At 65.9% G+C, this 17,732-nt stretch carries 16 protein-coding genes and 4 pseudogenes; 13 read left to right on the forward strand and 7 right to left on the reverse strand.

The window, feature by feature from the left end; genetic code table 11:
* A pseudogene (locus ACLQI9_RS31185) lies at positions 1-186 on the forward strand (slipin family protein); the annotation flags it as partial.
* 175 nt (positions 187-361) lie between these two features.
* On the opposite strand, the gene ACLQI9_RS31190 reads toward ACLQI9_RS31185, so the two are convergent.
* Entirely contained in the window at positions 362-637 is a 276-nt protein-coding gene (locus ACLQI9_RS31190) for a hypothetical protein (protein ID WP_442392727.1), read from the reverse strand.
* Positions 638-899: 262 nt separating this feature from the next.
* On the opposite strand from ACLQI9_RS31190, the gene ACLQI9_RS31195 reads away from it, so the two are divergent.
* The 3 genes from ACLQI9_RS31195 to ACLQI9_RS31205 are packed head-to-tail and all read left to right on the forward strand — an operon-like array spanning position 900 to position 3,579.
* Positions 900-1,550: an SRPBCC family protein gene (locus ACLQI9_RS31195; RefSeq protein ID WP_442383429.1), complete on the forward strand. Its 651-nt coding sequence runs from the start codon at positions 900-902 to the stop codon at positions 1,548-1,550.
* Between the two features lies 1 nt (position 1,551).
* The gene (locus ACLQI9_RS31200; protein WP_442383425.1) at positions 1,552-2,724 is read left to right on the forward strand and encodes a site-2 protease family protein; all 1,173 of its coding nucleotides are present in this window, start codon (positions 1,552-1,554) and stop codon (positions 2,722-2,724) included.
* 60 nt (positions 2,725-2,784) lie between these two features.
* The gene (locus ACLQI9_RS31205) at positions 2,785-3,579 is read left to right on the forward strand and encodes a universal stress protein (protein WP_442383423.1); all 795 of its coding nucleotides are present in this window, start codon (positions 2,785-2,787) and stop codon (positions 3,577-3,579) included.
* Here ACLQI9_RS31205 and ACLQI9_RS31210 read toward each other — a convergent pair.
* Positions 3,572-4,240, reverse strand: a pseudogene (locus ACLQI9_RS31210) (universal stress protein); the annotation flags it as partial. The gene ACLQI9_RS31205 and the pseudogene ACLQI9_RS31210 sit on opposite strands and share 8 nt — an antisense overlap.
* A gap of 132 nt (positions 4,241-4,372) precedes the next feature.
* Positions 4,373-4,804 (reverse strand): annotated as a pseudogene (locus tag ACLQI9_RS31215) (hypothetical protein).
* A gap of 400 nt (positions 4,805-5,204) precedes the next feature.
* Between ACLQI9_RS31215 and ACLQI9_RS31220 the strand changes: the two are divergent.
* Together ACLQI9_RS31220 and ACLQI9_RS31225 are read left to right on the forward strand one after the other, a co-directional pair.
* Positions 5,205-5,477 (forward strand): hypothetical protein, encoded by a 273-nt coding sequence (locus tag ACLQI9_RS31220; protein WP_442392729.1) that lies wholly within the window; start codon positions 5,205-5,207, stop codon positions 5,475-5,477.
* Positions 5,478-5,634: 157 nt separating this feature from the next.
* On the forward strand, positions 5,635-8,124 hold the full coding sequence (locus ACLQI9_RS31225; protein WP_442392730.1) for a DUF4118 domain-containing protein: 2,490 nt from the start codon (positions 5,635-5,637) through the stop codon (positions 8,122-8,124).
* Here the strand turns inward: ACLQI9_RS31225 and kdpC are convergent.
* From kdpC to ACLQI9_RS31245, 4 genes are all read right to left on the reverse strand, one after another.
* Entirely contained in the window at positions 8,084-8,686 is a 603-nt protein-coding gene (gene kdpC / locus ACLQI9_RS31230) for a K(+)-transporting ATPase subunit C (RefSeq protein WP_442376882.1), read from the reverse strand. The two genes, ACLQI9_RS31225 and kdpC, sit on opposite strands and share 41 nt — an antisense overlap.
* A 2-nt stretch (positions 8,687-8,688) precedes the next feature.
* The gene (gene kdpB / locus ACLQI9_RS31235) at positions 8,689-10,776 is read right to left on the reverse strand and encodes a potassium-transporting ATPase subunit KdpB (protein WP_442392732.1); all 2,088 of its coding nucleotides are present in this window, start codon (positions 10,774-10,776) and stop codon (positions 8,689-8,691) included.
* Positions 10,777-10,779: 3 nt separating this feature from the next.
* On the reverse strand, positions 10,780-12,528 hold the full coding sequence (kdpA, locus tag ACLQI9_RS31240; RefSeq protein WP_442376653.1) for a potassium-transporting ATPase subunit KdpA: 1,749 nt from the start codon (positions 12,526-12,528) through the stop codon (positions 10,780-10,782).
* Positions 12,529-12,614: 86 nt separating this feature from the next.
* Positions 12,615-12,770, reverse strand: coding sequence for a hypothetical protein (locus ACLQI9_RS31245; RefSeq protein ID WP_442376651.1), 156 nt, complete (start codon positions 12,768-12,770; stop codon positions 12,615-12,617).
* A gap of 318 nt (positions 12,771-13,088) precedes the next feature.
* Here ACLQI9_RS31245 and ACLQI9_RS31250 point away from each other — a divergent pair, with 318 nt between their 5' ends.
* The 7 genes and pseudogenes from ACLQI9_RS31250 to ACLQI9_RS31280 form a co-directional block, all read left to right on the forward strand.
* Entirely contained in the window at positions 13,089-13,550 is a 462-nt protein-coding gene (locus tag ACLQI9_RS31250; protein ID WP_442376649.1) for a hypothetical protein, read from the forward strand.
* Positions 13,547-14,467, forward strand: coding sequence for a hypothetical protein (locus tag ACLQI9_RS31255; RefSeq protein WP_442376647.1), 921 nt, complete (start codon positions 13,547-13,549; stop codon positions 14,465-14,467). Before ACLQI9_RS31250 ends, ACLQI9_RS31255 begins: the two co-directional genes overlap by 4 nt.
* Complete coding sequence (locus ACLQI9_RS31260; RefSeq protein ID WP_442392734.1) at positions 14,454-15,902, forward strand: V-type ATPase 116kDa subunit family protein; 1,449 nt, start codon at positions 14,454-14,456, stop codon at positions 15,900-15,902. The genes ACLQI9_RS31255 and ACLQI9_RS31260 overlap by 14 nt, the downstream gene beginning before the upstream one ends.
* Positions 15,896-16,321 carry an ATP synthase subunit C gene (locus ACLQI9_RS31265; protein WP_324435039.1) on the forward strand — a complete coding sequence of 142 codons (426 nt, stop codon included), beginning with the start codon at positions 15,896-15,898 and terminating at the stop codon, positions 16,319-16,321. Before ACLQI9_RS31260 ends, ACLQI9_RS31265 begins: the two co-directional genes overlap by 7 nt.
* Position 16,322: 1 nt before the next feature.
* Positions 16,323-16,541, forward strand: a complete 219-nt coding sequence (locus ACLQI9_RS31270; protein ID WP_324435037.1) for a hypothetical protein — start codon at positions 16,323-16,325, stop codon at positions 16,539-16,541.
* Positions 16,538-17,062, forward strand: a complete 525-nt coding sequence (locus ACLQI9_RS31275; RefSeq protein ID WP_442392737.1) for a hypothetical protein — start codon at positions 16,538-16,540, stop codon at positions 17,060-17,062. Before ACLQI9_RS31270 ends, ACLQI9_RS31275 begins: the two co-directional genes overlap by 4 nt.
* Positions 17,053-17,732: pseudogene (locus tag ACLQI9_RS31280) on the forward strand (V-type ATP synthase subunit A); the annotation flags it as partial. The gene ACLQI9_RS31275 and the pseudogene ACLQI9_RS31280, both read left to right, overlap by 10 nt.

Here is a 17,732-nt window from a genome sequence, read left to right on the forward strand (position 1 = left end):
GTGGTGTTCCCGGCGCCGCTGATGAGCGCGATCGGTGATGTCGGAACTTTCTTCGCCCGCGAGACCGCCGCCGCCTCGGCAATCCTGCAGCCGCCGATCGAGGCCCCATCCGCCCAACACGCACAGAAACCGGCAGCCAACGGAGAGACCACGCCCGACGCAAGCGCCAAACGGCATGCTGTTTAACAGCAGAGCAAAAGTCCTAGGGCCAGGAGCCAAGTAAGTTGTTCCATTGCCTTCACCTCCGATCGCGCTGATCGGCGTGACTATTCGGTATCTGGTGCATGGATCGGTAGTGCAGTTGGTCCCGAAGCGTGGTCTCGCACTTCCCGGATTGAAGCGACTATCGGGATGGCAGCGCTTAGTGGGCCGTGTGGGCGCCGGCCGGCGATCCGTCTGCCACGTCGTGCCAGCTGCGAGGCACGATGGCCCCGTACGCCATGATGCGATCCAGGACGATATTGGAGAGATCGCCGTCGTCGGCGACGCGGGAAAACCCCTGCCGCCGCAGGAAGGTGTCGAGGCGTCGATCGAGTGACCAGTCGGCATAAATCGGGCCGGCGTATGGCGATCGCAGGAATTCCCAAGCGAAAGTATCTACGTCAGAATCGGTGAACCACGGTGGGTTATCACCCATAGCCGTCCTACTCCTTTGTTCGTCCACAACCGCCGCAGCCAAGCTACGCCAGACCAGGTCATTGTTTCGTCACGCACACGTTGCGGATAGGGCCCAAAGTCATCGACAGTGCAGGCGCCCCAGGTCATGTCCGTCGCAACGCCGACCCGGGACAGCAAGCGAGCCGGTACCGTCTGGCGGCGCAGTGTGCAGGGCATATTAGTGTGGCCGCCGAGGACCATTGGCCCTGGTACGTTGTGCAGGGCAGACGCAGACTGGCGCCATGGCAAAGGTCACAGCACCGATCAAGCGGACGGTGGCGCTCGTTGCGGTGCTCTATGCCGCGCGACAGTACTACCGGAATTGGGGCGCAACCAAGGAGGAATGTCTGCTGCAGCTGCCCGGCGACGAGTTGACCGGCGATCCCGCTGTCCAGGTGACCCAGGCGGTGTACATCGACTCACCGCAATCCACTGTCTGGGCCTTGCTAGCGCAGATGGGTCAGGACCGGGGGGACGCCGATCGTATTCGTCCGGAATCACAACATCTTGAGCTAGGGGATGTTGTGCGTCTGGCTCCTAGGGGCTGGATGGGGCTCAAGGACGGGCTGAGGATGTGCGTCGCCGAGATCGAACCCGAAAAGCACATCGTGCTCAGCGCCACGCGTCCGAGACTGCTGCGGGACGCGGTGTGGTCGCTCCATATCCTGCCGCATTGGGAGGACCGTGTCCGGCTCCTTGTGCGCGTACGGATCGGCTTGCGCCACCCGGGCGAGGTGTTTGCCATGGAGCTGGCCAGGCCGCTGGTCGCGTTGACGACGCGGGGATTTTTGATCGAATTCAAACATCGGGTCGAGCGGCTGGCGTCCGCGCAGCCGCAGCCAGTAGTGGAAATCCGCAAAGATACAGTCCATCAACAGTTTTCGGAGGTTTAAGGTGCGTGACGCCATTCCGCTAGGGCGAATTGCCGGGTTCCCGGTGAAGGTCCACTGGAGCGTGATAGTCATCCTGTGGTTATTCACGTGGAGCTTGGCGACCACATTGCCCGGTGCCGTTGCGGGTTATTCGCGGCCGGTGTACTGGCTGGCTGGAGCGTGTGGCGCGCTGGTGTTGCTGGCGTCGTTGTTGGCACACGAACTCGCACACGCGGTCGTCGCCCGTCGTATGGGGGTAAGCGTGGGGTACGTGACGTTATGGCTTTCTGGCGGTGTGACGACTCTCCAGGGCGAGGCGAAGACACCCAAAGCGGCCTTCCGGATCGCATTCGCGGGTCCGGCCACCAGCCTTGTGCTGTCTGCGGTTTTCGCCGGGCTGGCAATCGCGCTCTCCACCGTTCGTGCCGTGCCCATTGCAGTCAGTGTTGCTTGGTGGCTGGCCGCCATCAACCTACTGCTGGGCCTGTTCAACCTGCTGCCCGGTGCCCCGTTGGACGGTGGGCGGGTGGTGCGCGCGTATCTATGGCACCGTCACGGCGATAGCGTGCGCGCCTCAGTCGGTGCGGCGCATGCCGGAGAAGTGGTCGCCATCATCTTGATCACGTTGGGATTGGCCGAGTTTCTGGTGGGCAGCCTTGTCGGCGGCGTCTGGTTGGCGTTCATCGGCTGGTTTATCTTCGTTGCCGCGCGCGAGGAGGAAACACAGGTGACGACCCGCCAGGCCCTGGCGGGGCTGCGTGTTGCCGATGCTATGCCGCACGCCGCTCCAGGCTGGCTTGCCGTGGCGGATTTCATCGAGCGCTATGTGCTCGGTGATCGTCACTCGGCGTACCCGGTTGCCGACCGGGATGGATCGATCGTGGGACTGGTCACGCTGCGGCAGCTGCGCGAACTTTCGCCCAACCGACGCGCCACGACCAGTGTGCGCGAGATTGCTCTACCGCTGCACAGCGTGCCGACCGCGGCACCACTCGAGCCGCTTAGCGCGCTAATTGAGCGGTTGGCAGCTGCCGGTCACGGTAGCCGTGCCCTGGTCATCGACGGGGGCCGGGTGGTCGGCATCGTCACGCCAAGCGATCTCGCACGGTTGATCGATGTCTACCGGCTCGCGCAGCCGGGACCGGGCCTGACCGCGCATCGTCGAGATGCGGACACCTATTCCAACGCTGGGTGATCCGGCACCGGATCGATAGCAACCGTTGGTTCGGGAAAGGTCTAAAGAGGAGCGCGGACGATGAAACCGATCATCGTGGGTATCGATGGTTCGCAGGCGGCGATCGCGGCCGCGCTCTGGGGTGTCGATGAGGCCATCAGCCGCGCGGTGCCGCTGCGTCTCATTTCGGTTATCAAGCAGACACATCCATTCCCGGACGACTACGCCCGCGACCTCGGGCATGCCGAAACATCGCTTCGCAAAGCGCGATTCGCGGTTGAGGCCAGTCAAAAAGTGGTCAAAATCGAAACTGAAATCCCACGTGGTCCGGCCGGGCCGGTGCTCGTGGAGGCATCCCGCGATGCCGAGATGATTTGCGTCGGCTCCGTCGGGATCGGGCGCTACGCGCGCTCGATCTTGGGTTCGACGGCAACCGAGCTCGCTGAAAAGGCGCATTGTCCGGTCGCGATCCTACGTACCGAATCCGACCAGCCACCGCCCGACATCAACTGGATCGTGGTCCGGATGACCGACGCACCCGGCAACGACGCCGTTGTCAAATACGCCGCGTGGGAAGCGAAGTTGCGCAGGGCGCCCATGCTCGTCCTGGGAGGCCGACCAGACGAACTCACCGAGCATGCCGACGGCGAGTTCGAACGCCGGGTACAGGATTGGCGGCAGCGTCATCCCGAGGTGCGCGTCTACCCGATCACTACCAAGCACGCGATCGCCAGCTTCCTGAGAACCAACGACGAGCGAGTTCAGCTCGCGGTGATCAGTGGCGCCGAGGCCGATCAGCTAGCGCGGCTAATCGGGCCTCCTGGACATCCGCTCTTCCACCACCCCGAATGCTCAGTGCTCGTCGTCCGCGGGTAAGCGATACCTCTTCGGCGATCGACTCAGTTGTCGCCTGATCAATTCCGGGCCACTCCGAGACATCGGCATCGCTCCATGCGTGCAAAGCGACCAGCCCCACATTCCGGCGTGAAGCCTCATCGAATGCGATCGCGGTCGCCAACTCGGATGCCGACGAGCCATCAACGCCGACCAAAACCGGCGCTTGACTGGGATGCGACATCAACGGGTCCTCGTCGTGGACGATCGCGACTGGACAATGCGCATAACGCAGCAGTCCGGAACTCACTGAACCCATAAGCCGGCCAGGCCACCGCCCACTTCCGCGACACCCCGCGACCACCAACTCCGCGTCTTTGGACAAGTCGACCAACGTGGGAACTGCTGCCGAAGACAGGATTTCACTGTGGACCTCAGCGGGACCTCGACGCTGCGAAGCCTATTCAACTACCTTGAATGCGTTGTCGACCAGTCGGCGCCCGCGATCCCGCTGCCAGCGCGCCAGGCCCGCGGGTAACCGCACATTCGGAAACGTCGCAACCTCCGGCGAGATCGCCTGCACGAGCGTTAGTGGGATTTTGCGCAGCTCGGCGTCGCGTGCCGCCCACTGCACGGCCAGCTTGGCGCCCGGCGATTCGTCGACGCCGACAACGATTCCCAAAGATGCGTTGCGCGATGACATGGCTTGACCCCTACTCGTTGGTGCATTCGCTCGCTTCATTGGGCATTGCCCCATTCTCGTTTCCAGGTCAGAACCATCTACTAGACTCAGTACGGTTCACGCCCCGGTTTTGGGGCTATCCCTGCGCGTACATCATGCGGCGCGCGGGAGATCAGGAGTTGATGTTTCCGCCTGCGCAACTGGTTGACTCGGTGCCAGCTTCCAGCCGACCTACGTTAGATACAGCCCGACGAGTCCGATGAAGATGTCGACGCTCACCCACAAGGCACCAACACCGATCGCGGCGTTGGCGGCCGCCATGAACGCATGTGGAAAAGCCATGAGAAACAGTGCGTGTAGGGCGAGGACCCAGCCCACCACAGAAACGGTGATCGCCGTTGCTCCTCGCCAGTACTGGTGAAGCGCGATAATGACAAGGGAGGCCAGAAGCAGAAAGCCACCTGTCACCCACGGCCACGCGGCGTTGGCCTCGAAGTCCGAAAGCAGTGTTCGCATATCCGATGCACGGCCCACCGTCGTCGCGGCGACGATGACAAACAATGGCCCGAGCACGCGTGAAAACATACGTGCCCGGAGCTGCTGCAGCTGCAGAGTGCTCATTGGTCACACCTCCATTGATGCGTGGCATCCGTGACCATCAGGCCGGATGTCGCGTTTGAGACGCTTACATCCCATATGGACATCTGAGCATTTGAGCGAAGCCCTTTGCGAGTGACAGAAGGCTCGAGTATTCGGGACGTTTGGGGTGAATCGCCCCGCGCATCAACCACCTATGGCTCGTCGGGCTTGCCAGGACCAGCGGCGGGCCAATTGAGGACCAATGGCGCAGCAGTTCGACCCCGGGACCAATAGCGTTGCAGGCCTGTCGGTCAACGACACCCAACGGAAGCCAACTCGGAAGACGCGATGAACGAATCACCTACATCCCCGTCGATCGTCGTCGGCATCGACGGCTCGGTTTTGGGTGCCGACGCATCCGGCGGCGTTCCAGACGCACACCGCCCGCCTTGCCAACTGGGGCTGGCAACTTAGCCTGAATCCACCGATGGTATTTGGGTTCAATGGGTTTGGTGGTTGGTTGGTCGAGGTGAGCGTTGCGGGCGTGGGGTATCTGCTGGTCTGCTCATTCCTCCTTTTGGGGACGCTCGTGATGGCAGCCTACCTCCCCGCCTGCGTCAGAAATCTTTGCCGCGCCGGTATTTCGCGTGCCGTCAGCGGTTTCCGCCTGGCTCACTGAAGGTTCTGACGGGAATATTTCCTGCGAACCTGCAGGCGTCGCTATGGAGTCAGTCACCGCACTTTGGTGCCCGCATCGCCCACTGGCCCGTGGCGAATCGGTTTACGCTGATGCGCGTGGACGGCCACGCCGACACAGTCGCAGGAATCGGCTGCTGATGACACGGGGACGGCTCCGTGTGTACCTAGGTGCTGCTCCGGGGGTTGGCAAGACCTACGAGATGCTGCTCGAAGGTCGTCGCCAGCGCAGGCAAGGCGTCGATTGCGCGATCGGCTTTGTCGAGCCGCATGGCCGACGGGCGACGCAGGAGCTGATTGACGGGCTGGAGCTGGTGCCCCGGCGGTATGTCGAATATCGAGGCGGGGTGCTGCCTGAAATGGATTCTGCTGCGGTGCTTGCTCGCCGCCCGCAACTAGCGTTGGTCGACGAACTGGCGCACACCAACGCTCCCGGTTCCCGCAATCCGAAACGCTGGCAGGACGTTCAGGAGTTACTCGACGCCGGTATCGATGTGATCACGACGCTCAACATTCAGCATCTGGAGTCATTGGGCGATGTGTTGACTGAGATGACCGGAGTCGAGCAGCGCGAAACCGTGCCCGACGCGGTGGTGCGCCAGGCCGACGAACTGGAACTTGTGGACTTGTCGCCAGAAGCGTTGCGCCGCCGCATGGTCGCCGGCGACATTTATCCGCCCGATCGCATCGACGCGGCGCTGTCGCACTATTTTCGGCCGGGCAATCTCACCGGGCTGCGGGAACTGGCGCTGCTGTGGGTAGCCGATCGGATTGATGAGGGCTTGCGCCGTTACCGCAGCGAGCACGGAATTAGCGCGGGCTGGGAGGCCCGGGAGCGCATCGTGGTGGGCGTATCAGGTGGCCCGGAAAGTGAGGGGCTGATTCGGCGGGCGGCGCGGCTGTCCGCCCGCACACCCGGGAGTGATCTGATGGCCGTTTACGTGGCACGCAGCGACGGACGTCCGGGGGCCGACTCCGCCACATTGGCCACGCTGCGCTCGTTGGTCGAGGGATTGGGCGGAAGTTGGCATCAGGTAGTCGGCGCCGACGTCAGTAGTGCGCTAGCTCAATTCGCACGACACGAAAACGCCACGCAAGTGGTGATCGGCGTCAGCCGTCCGAGCGCCGGGTGGAAACTTCTGACTGGCCGGGAAGTGGTGTCCCGTCGGCTGTCTCGGCTGGACTCCACCTTGGATGTGCACGTGGTGACCGACAAGACGCCGGCAAGATTTGCGGGACGGCTCCCGCAGCTCCGCGGTGTCAGTCCGCGCCAACGGCTGCGGTCGCTGGTGCTGATGGCGGTGTTGTTGCCAGCGGTGACAATCCTGCTGGGACTGGCCCGGTCGCGGCTGAGCCTGCCGAGTGATTTGTTGGTGTATCTGCTCGTAATCGTCCTGACAGCGATGGTGGGGGGGTGGTATCCGGCGCTGGTCGCCGCGGTGGTCTCCGTGGCGGCCGCGGATCTCTTTCTGACCCAGCCGCTGTATTCGCTCCGGGTCGCGCTCGTCAACGATGCTGTGGCATTAGTCGTGTATGTGGCGGTGGCGGTGCTGGTGAGCTGGACGGTGGAAGTCAGTGCGCGGCGGCGCCGGCTGGCTGCCCGTTCGAGCGCCGAGGCCGCGGTGCTGACGTCGATGGCCGAGGCGCTGCTGCGTGGGGAGGGCGAGCTTCCCCGGCTGCTGGAGTTGGTGCGTGAGACGTTCGGGTTGGACGGGTTGAGCGTGCTGGAACGCCGGACGGGCGCGCCGCGTGGCAAACCCGGTGACAAAGGTGGCTGGGTTGTCAGCGCCAGCTGTGGGAATCGCCCCCCGGAGTTGCCTGAGCAGGCCACGGTGCAGGCCGAGCTGGATCCCTCGTCGATGCTCGGCGGGCGCGGCCCTGCGTTATCGGCAGCTGACCTGGAGATTTTCACCGCGTGCGCGGCGCAGATCGCCGAGTATCTGGGCCAGCGCAGGCTCAGCGAGCGCGCCGCTGGCGCCGAACAGCAGGCCGAGAGCGAACGCACGCGAACCGCGCTGGCCGCCGCCGCCGGTCGCGCCCTTGCCGAGGGCGTCGACTCAGCCAAGCGGGCCGTCGCGGCGCTACGCGCGATACCAGCTGTGGCGCGGGAGGGTGAGCCGATCGACACGCTGGAGAGCGCGGTGGACCGGATCGGCGTACTGGCAAACCAACTAAGCGATGTGGCGAAGGCCCGGGCTGGTGCGCTCGATGTGCGAATACGTCAGGTGGATGTCGCCGAGGTGGTGGCTGCTGCGCTTGACGAGCTTGGTCCCGGTCGACACGCCGTGGATGTCGTGCTGCCAGAAGACATTCCCAATGTGATTTCCGACGCTGCGGTGCTCACGCGGGTGGTAACGGCCTTGGCCGCCAACGCGATCCGGCTCAGTTCTCCGGGTGGCACGCCGAAGATCGCCGCGACGCTTTGCGGCGACCGGGTCGAAATCCGTTTCCAGACGGGCTATCTCGAGCAAGGGCTTGCCAAGAGTCGCGGTGATCACTTCACCGTCGAGGCAGCGCGCGACCTGCTCGAGGCAATCGACGCGTCGCTGCGCACCCAAACCGGTCCAGACGGCGCCCCAACGGTAATCATCAGTGTGGCCGCGGCTGCTGATGATCAAGCGCAAGGTTGAGTTCGACGACGTTGACCACGTTCTCCCCCAGGAAACCCAGCGCGCGTCCGGTGGTGTGGTCCCGCACCAGCGCCGTCACGGTTTCGGGCGGCAGACGCCGGGCCGCGGCGACCCGCGGCGACTGCAGTTCGGCGTTGGCCACCGAGATGTCTGGATCCAGGCCGGACCCGGAGGCGGTCACGGCATCGACGGGCACCGCCGCATCGGCGGGCAAGTTGTTGAAGGCGCGGTAAGCAGCGGCTCGTTCACTAATGGCAGCGAGCAGCTTCGGATCGCTGGGGCCGAGGTTGCTGGCTCCGCTGGCTGTGCCGTCGTAGCCGTTTCCCGCGGCCGACGGCCGGGGCTGGAAGTATTCGGGCAACGGGTTGCCGGCGGGATCTGTGAACGATTGACCGAGCAAGCTTGAGCCGACGACCTGATTGTCGCGGCTGATCAGTGAGCCGTCGGCCTGATGCCGGAAGGCGAGTTGTCCGATGCCGTAGGTGGCGAGCGGGTAGGCGACACCCAGCACCAGGCTGGCCAGTACAGTGAGCAGGACCGCGGGGACCAGTTGAGCGCGCAGCATCAGTGGATGCCTATCGGCGCGACGATGGTGATGTCGATCAGCTTGATGAGCACGAACGGGGTGATCAGTCCGCCGACCCCGTAGATCAGTACGTTCCGGCGCAGCATTGCGGTGGCGCCCATCGACTTGACGCGAACACCGCGCAGTGCCAGCGGGATCATCAGCACGATGATGATCGCGTTGAAGATCACCGCGGAAAGGATCGCGGTGTGGGGGTTGTGCAGGTTGAGGATGTCGATCGCTCCTAACTCCGGAAAGACGGCATGCACCATCGCCGGGATCGCGACAAAGTATTTGGCTACGTCATTGCAGACCGAGAACGTCGTCAACGCACCGCGGGTGATCAGCAGCTGCTTTCCTACCTGGACGATCTCCATGAGCTTGGTCGGGTCGCTGTCCAGGTCAACCAGATTGCCGGCCTCCTTGGCAGCCTGCGTGCCGCTGTTCATGGCCACCCCGACATCGGCCAGAGCCAGGGCTGGCGCGTCGTTGGTGCCGTCACCGGTCATCGCGACGAGGTCACCGCCGGCCTGTTCGGCGCGAATCCGGTCCATTTTGTCTTCCGGGGTCGCCTCGGCGATGAATTCGTCGACACCGGCCTCGGCGGCGATGGCCGCGGCAGTGGCCGGATTGTCTCCGGTAACCATCACGGTGCGGATTCCGAACGGCCGCATGGCGGCCAGGCGCTGCGAAATGCCAGGCTTGACAGTGTCTTTGAGGTGGATAATGCCCAGCAAGGTGTGCTCATCGGCAACAGCCAGCGGGGTGCCGCCGCTGGTGGCGATGCGCTGCACGATGCCATCCATATCTGGTGGCACGGCGCCGCCGTTAGCCCGTACCCAGTCGCTGACCGCTGCCACGGCGCCTTTGCGGATTTTGTGGTTTGGCAAGTCGATGCCGGACATCTTCGTCTTAGCGCTGAAGTTGACCAGGTTCGCACCGGCAATGTCGCTCGGTTGGCAGCCGTAGTGGTGCTGGGCGAACTCCACAATCGAGCGGCCCTCGGGGGTTTCGTCGGCCAGCGACGACAGGTGCGCCGCCTCAGCCAAGGCGTGTTCGTCGGTGTCGCCGACCGGGACGAACTCAGTGGCCATGCGGTTGCCGAATGTGATGGTGCCGGTCTTGTCCAGCAACAGCGTGGTCACATCACCGGCGGCTTCTACCGCCCGCCCCGACATGGCCAGCACGTTGTGGCGGATCATGCGGTCCATGCCGGCGATGCCGATAGCCGAAATCAACGCCCCGATAGTGGTCGGTGACAGCAGCACCAGCAGGGCAACCAACAACACGATCGGCTGCTTGACTCCCGAGAAGATCGCGACCAACTGGAAGGTGCTGACAGCGACCAGAAAGATGAACGTGAGGCTGACCAGCACCACGGTCAGGGCCAGTTCGTTTTGCGTTCGTTGCCGGTTGGCGCCCTCCACCAACCCGATCATGCGATCCAGAAAGGTTTGCCCGGGCGGGGAGGTGATCGATACGACGATGCGGTCGGACAGCACCACGGTGCCGCCGGTGACCGCTGACAGGTCACCGCCTGATTCCCGCACCACGGGGGCCGACTCACCGGTGATGGCCGATTCATCGACCATCGCCATTCCTTCGATGACCTCACCGTCGCCGGGAATTGCCTGCCCAGCCTCGACGACACACCGGTCACCGACTTTCAGCTCTTTGGAGGGAGTGTCCACCACGGTGCCGTCGGGCTGCAGAATGTGCGCGACGCTTTCCTGCCGGGCGCGGCGCAACGCATCGGCGTGCGCCTTGCCGCGGCCCTCGGCCATTGCGTCGGCAAAGTTGCCGAACAGCACCGTGGACCACAAAAACAGCACCACGAGGCCGGTGAACAGGTTGTCTGTCCCACTGGATCTGGGTGCGTCGCGCACAAACAGCAGCGTGGTCCAGATGCTGCCGACATAGACCACGAACATCACCGGCTTGTGCACCATCAGTCGTGGATCGAGTTTGAGCAGCGCATCGATGACGGCTCTCCGCACGATCCGGGGATCCAGGATCGACAGCTCGCGCAGCTGGCGCGTTTCGCGGCCCAGGTGCCGACCCGGTGGGACAGCCGTCTGCGTCGTCATCGCTCAGACTCCGAAGTGCCCGGAAAAGTGCTCGGCCAGCGGTCCGAGAGCCAGCACCGGGAAATAGGTGAGACCCACCAAGATCACGACGATCGCGGCAAGCAGTGCGGTGAACAGCGGCGTGTCAGTCCGCAAGGTCCCGGCGGTCACCGTGTACCTGCGTTTGCGCGCCAGTGAGCCCGCCAGCGCCAGCGCGGGAATGATCTCGAAGAACCGCCCGACCCACATGGCCAGACCCAGCGTCGAGTTGTACCAGAGGGTGTTGCCGGCCAGCCCGGCGAATGCCGACCCGTTGTTGTGCGCCGAAGAAGTGTAGGCGTAAACGGCCTCGGTCACCGCGTGCGGCCCGGTCGTGGAGATCTGGTGGGCCGCGGACGGGAGCAGCAGCGAGATCCCGGCTAACGTCAACACCGTGACCGGCAGCACCAGGATGTAGATCGCCGCCAGTGTCATGTCTCCGGCCAGCAAACGTTTACCCAGGTACATCGGCGTTCGCCCGACCATGAGCCCGGCGATGAACGCGGTGATCATCACAAAGATCAACATCCCGTACAGCCCGGTGCCGGTGCCGCCGGGAATGACCTCCCCGAGCATCATGTCCGACAACGGCAGGCCGCCGCCTAACGGCGTGTAACTCTCCACAGCGGAGTTCACCCCGCCGGTAGAGGTGCCGGTCATGGTGACGGCATTCAATGCCGAGCCGGTCGCCCCGAGCCGCAGATCCTTGCCCTCCAGATTGCCGCCGGGATTGGCACCCGTTGCGGCCTGGGCGACCCCGAGCTGCGCGAGATGGGAGTTGCCGTGAGCCTCCAGAGCGGCCACCGCAACCACCGACAGCACATACAGCGTGGCCATGGCCACGATCACCACCGTCGCCTGGCGCATGGATCCAACGAGTCGGCCGTAAGCCCACGGGAAGGCGAACGGAATCGCCGCGGCCAGCCAGACGGTGAGCACGTTGATGACGGGGTTGGGATTCTGGAACGGGTGGGCCATATTGGCGCCGAAATAGCCGCCGCCGTTGTCGCCGATCATCTCGATTGGCACCATGCTCGCCACCGGACCACCGGGGATGCTCTGCTGAGCCGCTGCTCCGGCAGGGGGTGTGCCCATCGAGGAGATGGTCGGCACGACCTGCATCGGGTGGAAGTTGTCGATTACGCCGCCGGCGAGCAGCACGATGGCGAACACGAAACTCAGTGGCACCAACACCCGCACCAAAGACCGCACCGTGTCGACCCAAAAGTTGCCCAATGTCGTTGTCCGGGTGCGAATCACGCCGCGGATGAACGCCGCTGCCAGCGCCATCCCGGTGGCCGCGGACAAAAACTGATGTACCACTAGCGCGAACATCTGACTGAATTGGCTCAGCGTGGATTCGCCGGCGTAGTTCTGCCAGTCGGTGTTGGTCACGAAGCTGACCGCGGTGTTGAACGCCAGCGGTGCACTTACTCCGCGAAAATGGTCGGGGTTGCCCGGCAGCACATGCTGTACACGAAAAAGTACGTAGTTGAGCAGCACGCCGACGACGGTCAGGGCCACCGCCGAGCCCACGAAGGCGATCCAGCGCTGCTCACCAAGTGGGTCAATGCGCAGCAGCCGGTAGACCAATCGCTCCACGGGAAGAAAAAGCCGATCGCCGGGCGCTTTTTCGTTGCGGTACACCTTGGCGAGGTAACCGCCCAACACGGGTGTGCTGATAACCAGTAGTGCGAACACGGCTGCGATCTGTGCCCAACTCGCTGCAGACATCTACACGTCCCCGCGTCGGACCAGCCCGTAGACCAGGTAAGCACCCAGCAAGACCGCGATTACGATTGCTGTCACATCGTCAAATGTCATGCCGACTCGAGCTCGGTCCGGTGCGCGCCCTCACGACCCGTCTCCGACAGCACAGGCTCGTCGGGACCCAACAACCGATCACATGCGGTGGCGAATCCGACGACAAGGGCAGCCAGACCGACCAGCAGCGCAACGAATGCCAGGTCCAGCATGGCCGACCTCCGACAATTGCGAACAGTGTTTGGGATGACGGTACGGCTACTTCGCCCGATACAACTGCCGGATATACGGTATCTTTGCGGCCCGAACTGCGCAGCCCCTCACCGGAAACCGAGGACCAGGGCCAATCTGCAGTAGGGCCATTGGGCTCTGCTCCTTTGTAACCAGCCTCTATTAGCCTGGACGCTGGACGTTTGGGTTGCGGGTTGGCGGCGCACGTCGGCCGGTGATCTTTGCGCGGGGACTGTCCAAAACATCTCCCGCGTAACGGTTTTCAGCCCATGATGGTGGTGCCCGTGAGGAGGAGTGCGGTGCCGCAGTGGCAAAATGTTCTAGACCGCTTCCGTCCGGCCGGCACACCGGGTGCCGCGGGCCGTCCCGGCATCCCCGCGGACCGCAGCGCCGAGGCGGCGGCCGAGCTCACCGAAGTGCTGGCACTGCTGGACGATGCGCAAGAGGAGGCAGCGCGGACCCGCCAGGTCGCCACCGACCGGGCGCAGGAAATCCGTCGCGCCGCCCACCGGCAGGCGGCCGAACTCGTCGCGAAAGCCCGTGATGACGCCGAGAGTGTGCGAGCCCAATCGGAAGCGGACGCGTTGCGCGAAGCCGACGCCGATGAGGACAACATGCGAAGCCAGACGGAGGCCGAGATCGCCCGGCTGCGCCTGCGGGCCGGCGAGCGGTTAGCGCACGACGCCGACACCGTGGCCGCTCAGGCGCGGGGGTGGCTCGATGCCCTCGTCCGCTCCGCGACGGCGGAGAGCGATAGGTGAGCGCTCAGTGGGTGGCGGGCAACGTGCGCGCAAGAGCCCTGCTCAACCGGCGGCTGGGCGCCGGGCGCGCCCGGGCCCTCGCGGCGATGAACTCGCTGACCGAAGCGCAGCACGCGCTGGCCGGTACCGCCTACGGCCGCGACATCACCGTGGGACAGCCCGAGCGCGACACCGATCATGCGGTGTGCGCCGCGCTGTTGTGGCATCTGCGTGTGCTGGCCGGATGGCAACCGGCGCCGGGCGCGCAGGCCATCCGCGCGCTGGCCGCTGGCTTCGAAGCCAACAACATCGCCGCCCACGCCCGGCGGTTGGCGGGCGCGCAAGCTCGCCCGCCCTACACGCTGGGCGCACTGTCAACCGCGTGGCCGCGGCTGAGCGAGACCTCCTCGCTGGCGCACCTGCGCGACATCCTGGCCCAGACGATGTGGGGCGACCCGGGATCGGAATCACCGTCGGACATCGCATTGGCGGTGCAGATCGGCTGGGCGGTGCGGGTGGCCAACGCGGTTCCCGAGGCGCGGGATTGGGCGTATGCGTGGTTGGCTTTGACTGTGGCGCGCCGGCGGCTGGTGGAACAGTGTGAGTTGCCGAAGCCGGTGCTGATGCGCGCCCGCCTGATGTTGGGCGCGGCAGCAGCGGCAAGTGGCCTGGCTTCGTTCACCGATGCGTTGCCCACGCGGCTTCGCTGGTTGTTCGACGGCATCACCGAGGCCGACGGCTTGTGGACCGCGGAGGCGCGCTGGTGGGCGCGGGTGGAAGCCGACGGGCTGACCATGCTCGGCCGCAGCCAGTTCACCCGGGCCCGAACGATCGGGGCGGTCGCGGTGTTGGCCGCCGACGCCTGGCGGTGCCGCGCGGCACTGGCACTGGCGTCGCATGGCGGCGGCCCGATGGACGTCTACGATGTCGTCGCCTGAACGGGCTGAACGGCTGCGTGCCTACGCGCGCCGTTTTACCCCGGCTCGCATGCAGCGCATCGCGGTGGTTGCACCGACGGACACGCTGCGCGATGCGCTGGTGGCGGTGGCCGGATCCGGCAGCGTCGAGCTCGACGAACCCGCCGACAGCGGGGCACCGGGTCAGGCAGCACGGGCGCTGCAGCGGATGGGCGCGCATCCCGAGTCGGCGCACGGCGGCGCGGCGGTGATGTTGTCGTCCGCCGAGCCGGACGTCGCCGACCTGGAGCGGGCTGGGCGTGCGGATCTGCTGGCCGGTGAGACACAGCTGCAGCAGTACGCCGCGGCCGCAGTGCGCCGCCGTGACGTAGCAGCGGTCCCGGGCTGGTGCCCGGCCGACCAGCTACCCACGCTGGGTGCACGCCTGGACGCGGCCGGGGCGGCCGCCGTGCCGCTGCCCACCCCGCGGGGGGTGGATCCGCCAACGCTGCTCAATACCAGGCCGGGGCTTTCCGGCAGCTTCTCGGCGCTGGTGCGCACCTACGGCACCGTGCCGTACCACGACATCGACCCCACCGTGTGGGCCGGGCTGGCCTATGTGGTGATGTTTGGGATGATGTTCGGTGACGTCGGCCACGGGCTGCTGCTTATCGCCGCCGCGGTCATGATCAAGCTGGGCTGGATCCGCCGGTTCCCGTCGCTGCGGTCGATGTGGAGTTTCGTGGGTGCCGCCGGGATTGCGGCGAGCGTCTTCGGGTTCCTGTATGGGGAATGCTTCGGCCCGACCGGGCTAGTGCCGGTGGTGTGGCTGGCCCCGCTGGATAATCCGTTGCGGCTGCTGCTGGTCGCGTTGGCGGTCGGGGCGGTGTTGCTCGGGGCCGCCTACACCGTGGGGGCGGTGAACCGCTGGCGTGAGGGCGGGTTTCGGCTGGCCGTGTACGCGCCGTCGGGGATTGCGGGCGCGACCGTGTTCGCCGGCGCCGGTGCGGTGCTGCTCGGCTACATGATCGGCCCCCGGGTGCTGGTGGCGGTTGGGCTGGTCGTGTGTGCGGCTGGTCTGCTGCTGGCGCTGATTGGTCTGTATGCCGAGTCCGGCGGCGGCGCCGCCGGGCTCCTGCAGGCCGCGATCGGCGGGCTGGATTTGGTGGTACGTCTCGGGTCCAACCTGGTGTCGTTCGCCCGTCTGGCGGCGTTCGGCATGACTCACGCCGCGCTTGGCTGGGTGGTGTGGCGCGGGACGACGGCACTGTGGGCGCACAGCTGGATCGGCGCAGTGGGGGCGGTGGTGCTGTTCGTTGTGGGCAACGCGGTGGCCTTCGCGCTGGAGGCGCTGGTTGCAGGGGTGCAGGCGCTGCGGCTGGAATTCTATGAATTGTTTTCGCGTGTATTCATCGGTGAGGGTCGGCCGTTCCGGCCCTGGACGGTCCCGGTGGTCGAAATGGAGGCGGCATGTTGACCTGGGTTATCGCTTCACCGGCGCTGATCACCGGATTCGCGGTCAGCTTGATGCTCTTGCGTCGCCGGGGCCGGCTGGCGGTGCGGCTGTTCTGGGCGGTCAATGCGGTGGTGGCGGTGGCGGCGCTGGTGGTGCTGGTGCAGGCGTTGACTGCTGGGCCGGCGGTAGCGGAAACGGCCGCGGCGGCTGGGCCGGGTAGCGCGAGCAGCAACTGGGCGGCGTTGCTGGGCGCGGCGATCGCGGTCGCGGGGTCGTCGATCGGCGCGGCGATCGCTGTGGCGTATACCGGTGCGGCGGCGCTGGCGGCGCTGAGCGAGCGGCCAGAGTTGTTCGGCCGGGCGATGGTGATCGTCGGGTTGGCCGAGGGCATCGCCATCTACGGGCTGGTCGTGGCGGTCATCTTGATCCAGCGGGCGTGACGTGGGAGCCGTCGTCCTGATCGGGGAACCGGCGTTAGTGGCCGGTTATGCGATGGCGGGCGCGACAACAATGTCTGCCCAGGGCCCGGACGAGGTGCGCCGGGCATGGGAAGGTCTGCCGTCCGGCACAACGCTGGTCATCCTGACCGCGGCGGCCGCTGACGCGTTGGGCGACCGGCTGAGCGAGGGTGACCCGCTGACCGCGGTGATGCCCGCATGAGCGCGCTGAATACCGAGAAGGCGGTGGCCGCGCTGCAGCCGGTGCGACGGCACCTGCTGGAGTGCGCTCGGGCTGACGCCGAACGCGAAATCGCCGAAGCGGAGCAGGAAGCCGAGCGCGTTCTCGCTGCGGCCCGCAACCAAGCCGCACAGCTGGCCGAAGCGGCCCGCGCCGCAGGGCGGGCCGCCGCGGAAACGGTGAGCGCCCAGCGACGGGCGGCGCTGCAACGGGAGCTGCGCGGTGCGGTGCTCGCGGCCCAACGCGACATTTACCAGCGGTGGTGTCGGCGCGGCACCGAGGCCGTGCTGCGGCTGCGTGAGGACCCCGCCTACCCGCGTTGGGCTGCCGCCCTGCGGGCCACCGCGCAGGCGACACTGGGCGCCGGCGCGCAGCTGCGCGAACACCCCACCGGTGGAGTGGTGGCCGAGGCCGGTCAGCGGTGCATGGACCTGAGTTTGGCCGGCATTGCCGCGCGGGTGCTCGACGACACGACTGCGCAGGTGGATGAGCCGTGGTCATAGGGGACATGGCTCGGGTGGTGCGGGTATCGGGGCCGCTGGTGGAAATCGACGTCGCCGCCGCGCTGGCGATGCATGAGTTGGTGACGCTGGGAACCGAGCGAATCCCCGCCGAGGTGGTCGCGATCCGCGGTGAGCAGGTGACGGTACAGGCCTACGAGTACACCGGCGGCCTGGGGCCCGGCGCCGGCGTCGTCGCGCTGGGTCGCCCATTGTCGGCGTCGCTGGGACCCGGGCTGCTGGGCGGGGTGTTCGACGGGTTGCTGCGGCCCCTGCACACCGCGCCAACTTGGTTGACACCCGGCCATGACAATGAAATCGACCACTCGACATGGCATTTCGAGCCGAGCACGACTATCGGCGCCGAACTGACGGCCGGTACCGTGCTTGGCATGGTGCCACGCACCGGATCAGTGCCACACCGTGTGCAGGTTCCCGCCGGGATATCGGGCACGCTGGATTGGATTGCCGCCGCTGGTGATTACGCCGCCGATGAGGCGATCGCCACAGTCGGCGGACAGCCGGTGGCCATCGCGGCGCAGTGGCCGGTGCGGCAGCCACGACCCTATCGCCGTCGACGCGACGACGTGGTCGCGCTGACCACCGGCCAGCGGGTGGTCGACTTGCTGTTCCCGATCGCCCGGGGCAGCACCGCCGCTGTGCCGGGCGGATT

It is taken from the genome of Mycobacterium sp., from assembly GCF_052143115.1.
GTDB lineage: Bacteria > Actinomycetota > Actinomycetes > Mycobacteriales > Mycobacteriaceae > Mycobacterium.

Bases quoted from the DNA above. Each gene is read 5' to 3' on its own strand.
- ACLQI9_RS31275 (WP_442392737.1), top strand. From the start codon at position 16,538: ATGAGCGCGCTGAATACCGAGAAGGCGGTGGCCGCGCTGCAGCCGGTG.
- ACLQI9_RS31225 (WP_442392730.1), top strand. From the start codon at position 5,635: ATGACACGGGGACGGCTCCGTGTGTACCTAGGTGCTGCTCCGGGGGTT.
- ACLQI9_RS31195 (WP_442383429.1), top strand. From the start codon at position 900: ATGGCAAAGGTCACAGCACCGATCAAGCGGACGGTGGCGCTCGTTGCG.
- ACLQI9_RS31265 (WP_324435039.1), top strand. From the start codon at position 15,896: ATGTTGACCTGGGTTATCGCTTCACCGGCGCTGATCACCGGATTCGCG.
- kdpB (WP_442392732.1), bottom strand. From the start codon at position 10,776: ATGACGACGCAGACGGCTGTCCCACCGGGTCGGCACCTGGGCCGCGAA.
- kdpA (WP_442376653.1), bottom strand. From the start codon at position 12,528: ATGTCTGCAGCGAGTTGGGCACAGATCGCAGCCGTGTTCGCACTACTG.
- ACLQI9_RS31205 (WP_442383423.1), top strand. From the start codon at position 2,785: ATGAAACCGATCATCGTGGGTATCGATGGTTCGCAGGCGGCGATCGCG.
- ACLQI9_RS31260 (WP_442392734.1), top strand. From the start codon at position 14,454: ATGTCGTCGCCTGAACGGGCTGAACGGCTGCGTGCCTACGCGCGCCGT.
- ACLQI9_RS31190 (WP_442392727.1), bottom strand. From the start codon at position 637: ATGGGTGATAACCCACCGTGGTTCACCGATTCTGACGTAGATACTTTC.
- ACLQI9_RS31245 (WP_442376651.1), bottom strand. From the start codon at position 12,770: ATGCTGGACCTGGCATTCGTTGCGCTGCTGGTCGGTCTGGCTGCCCTT.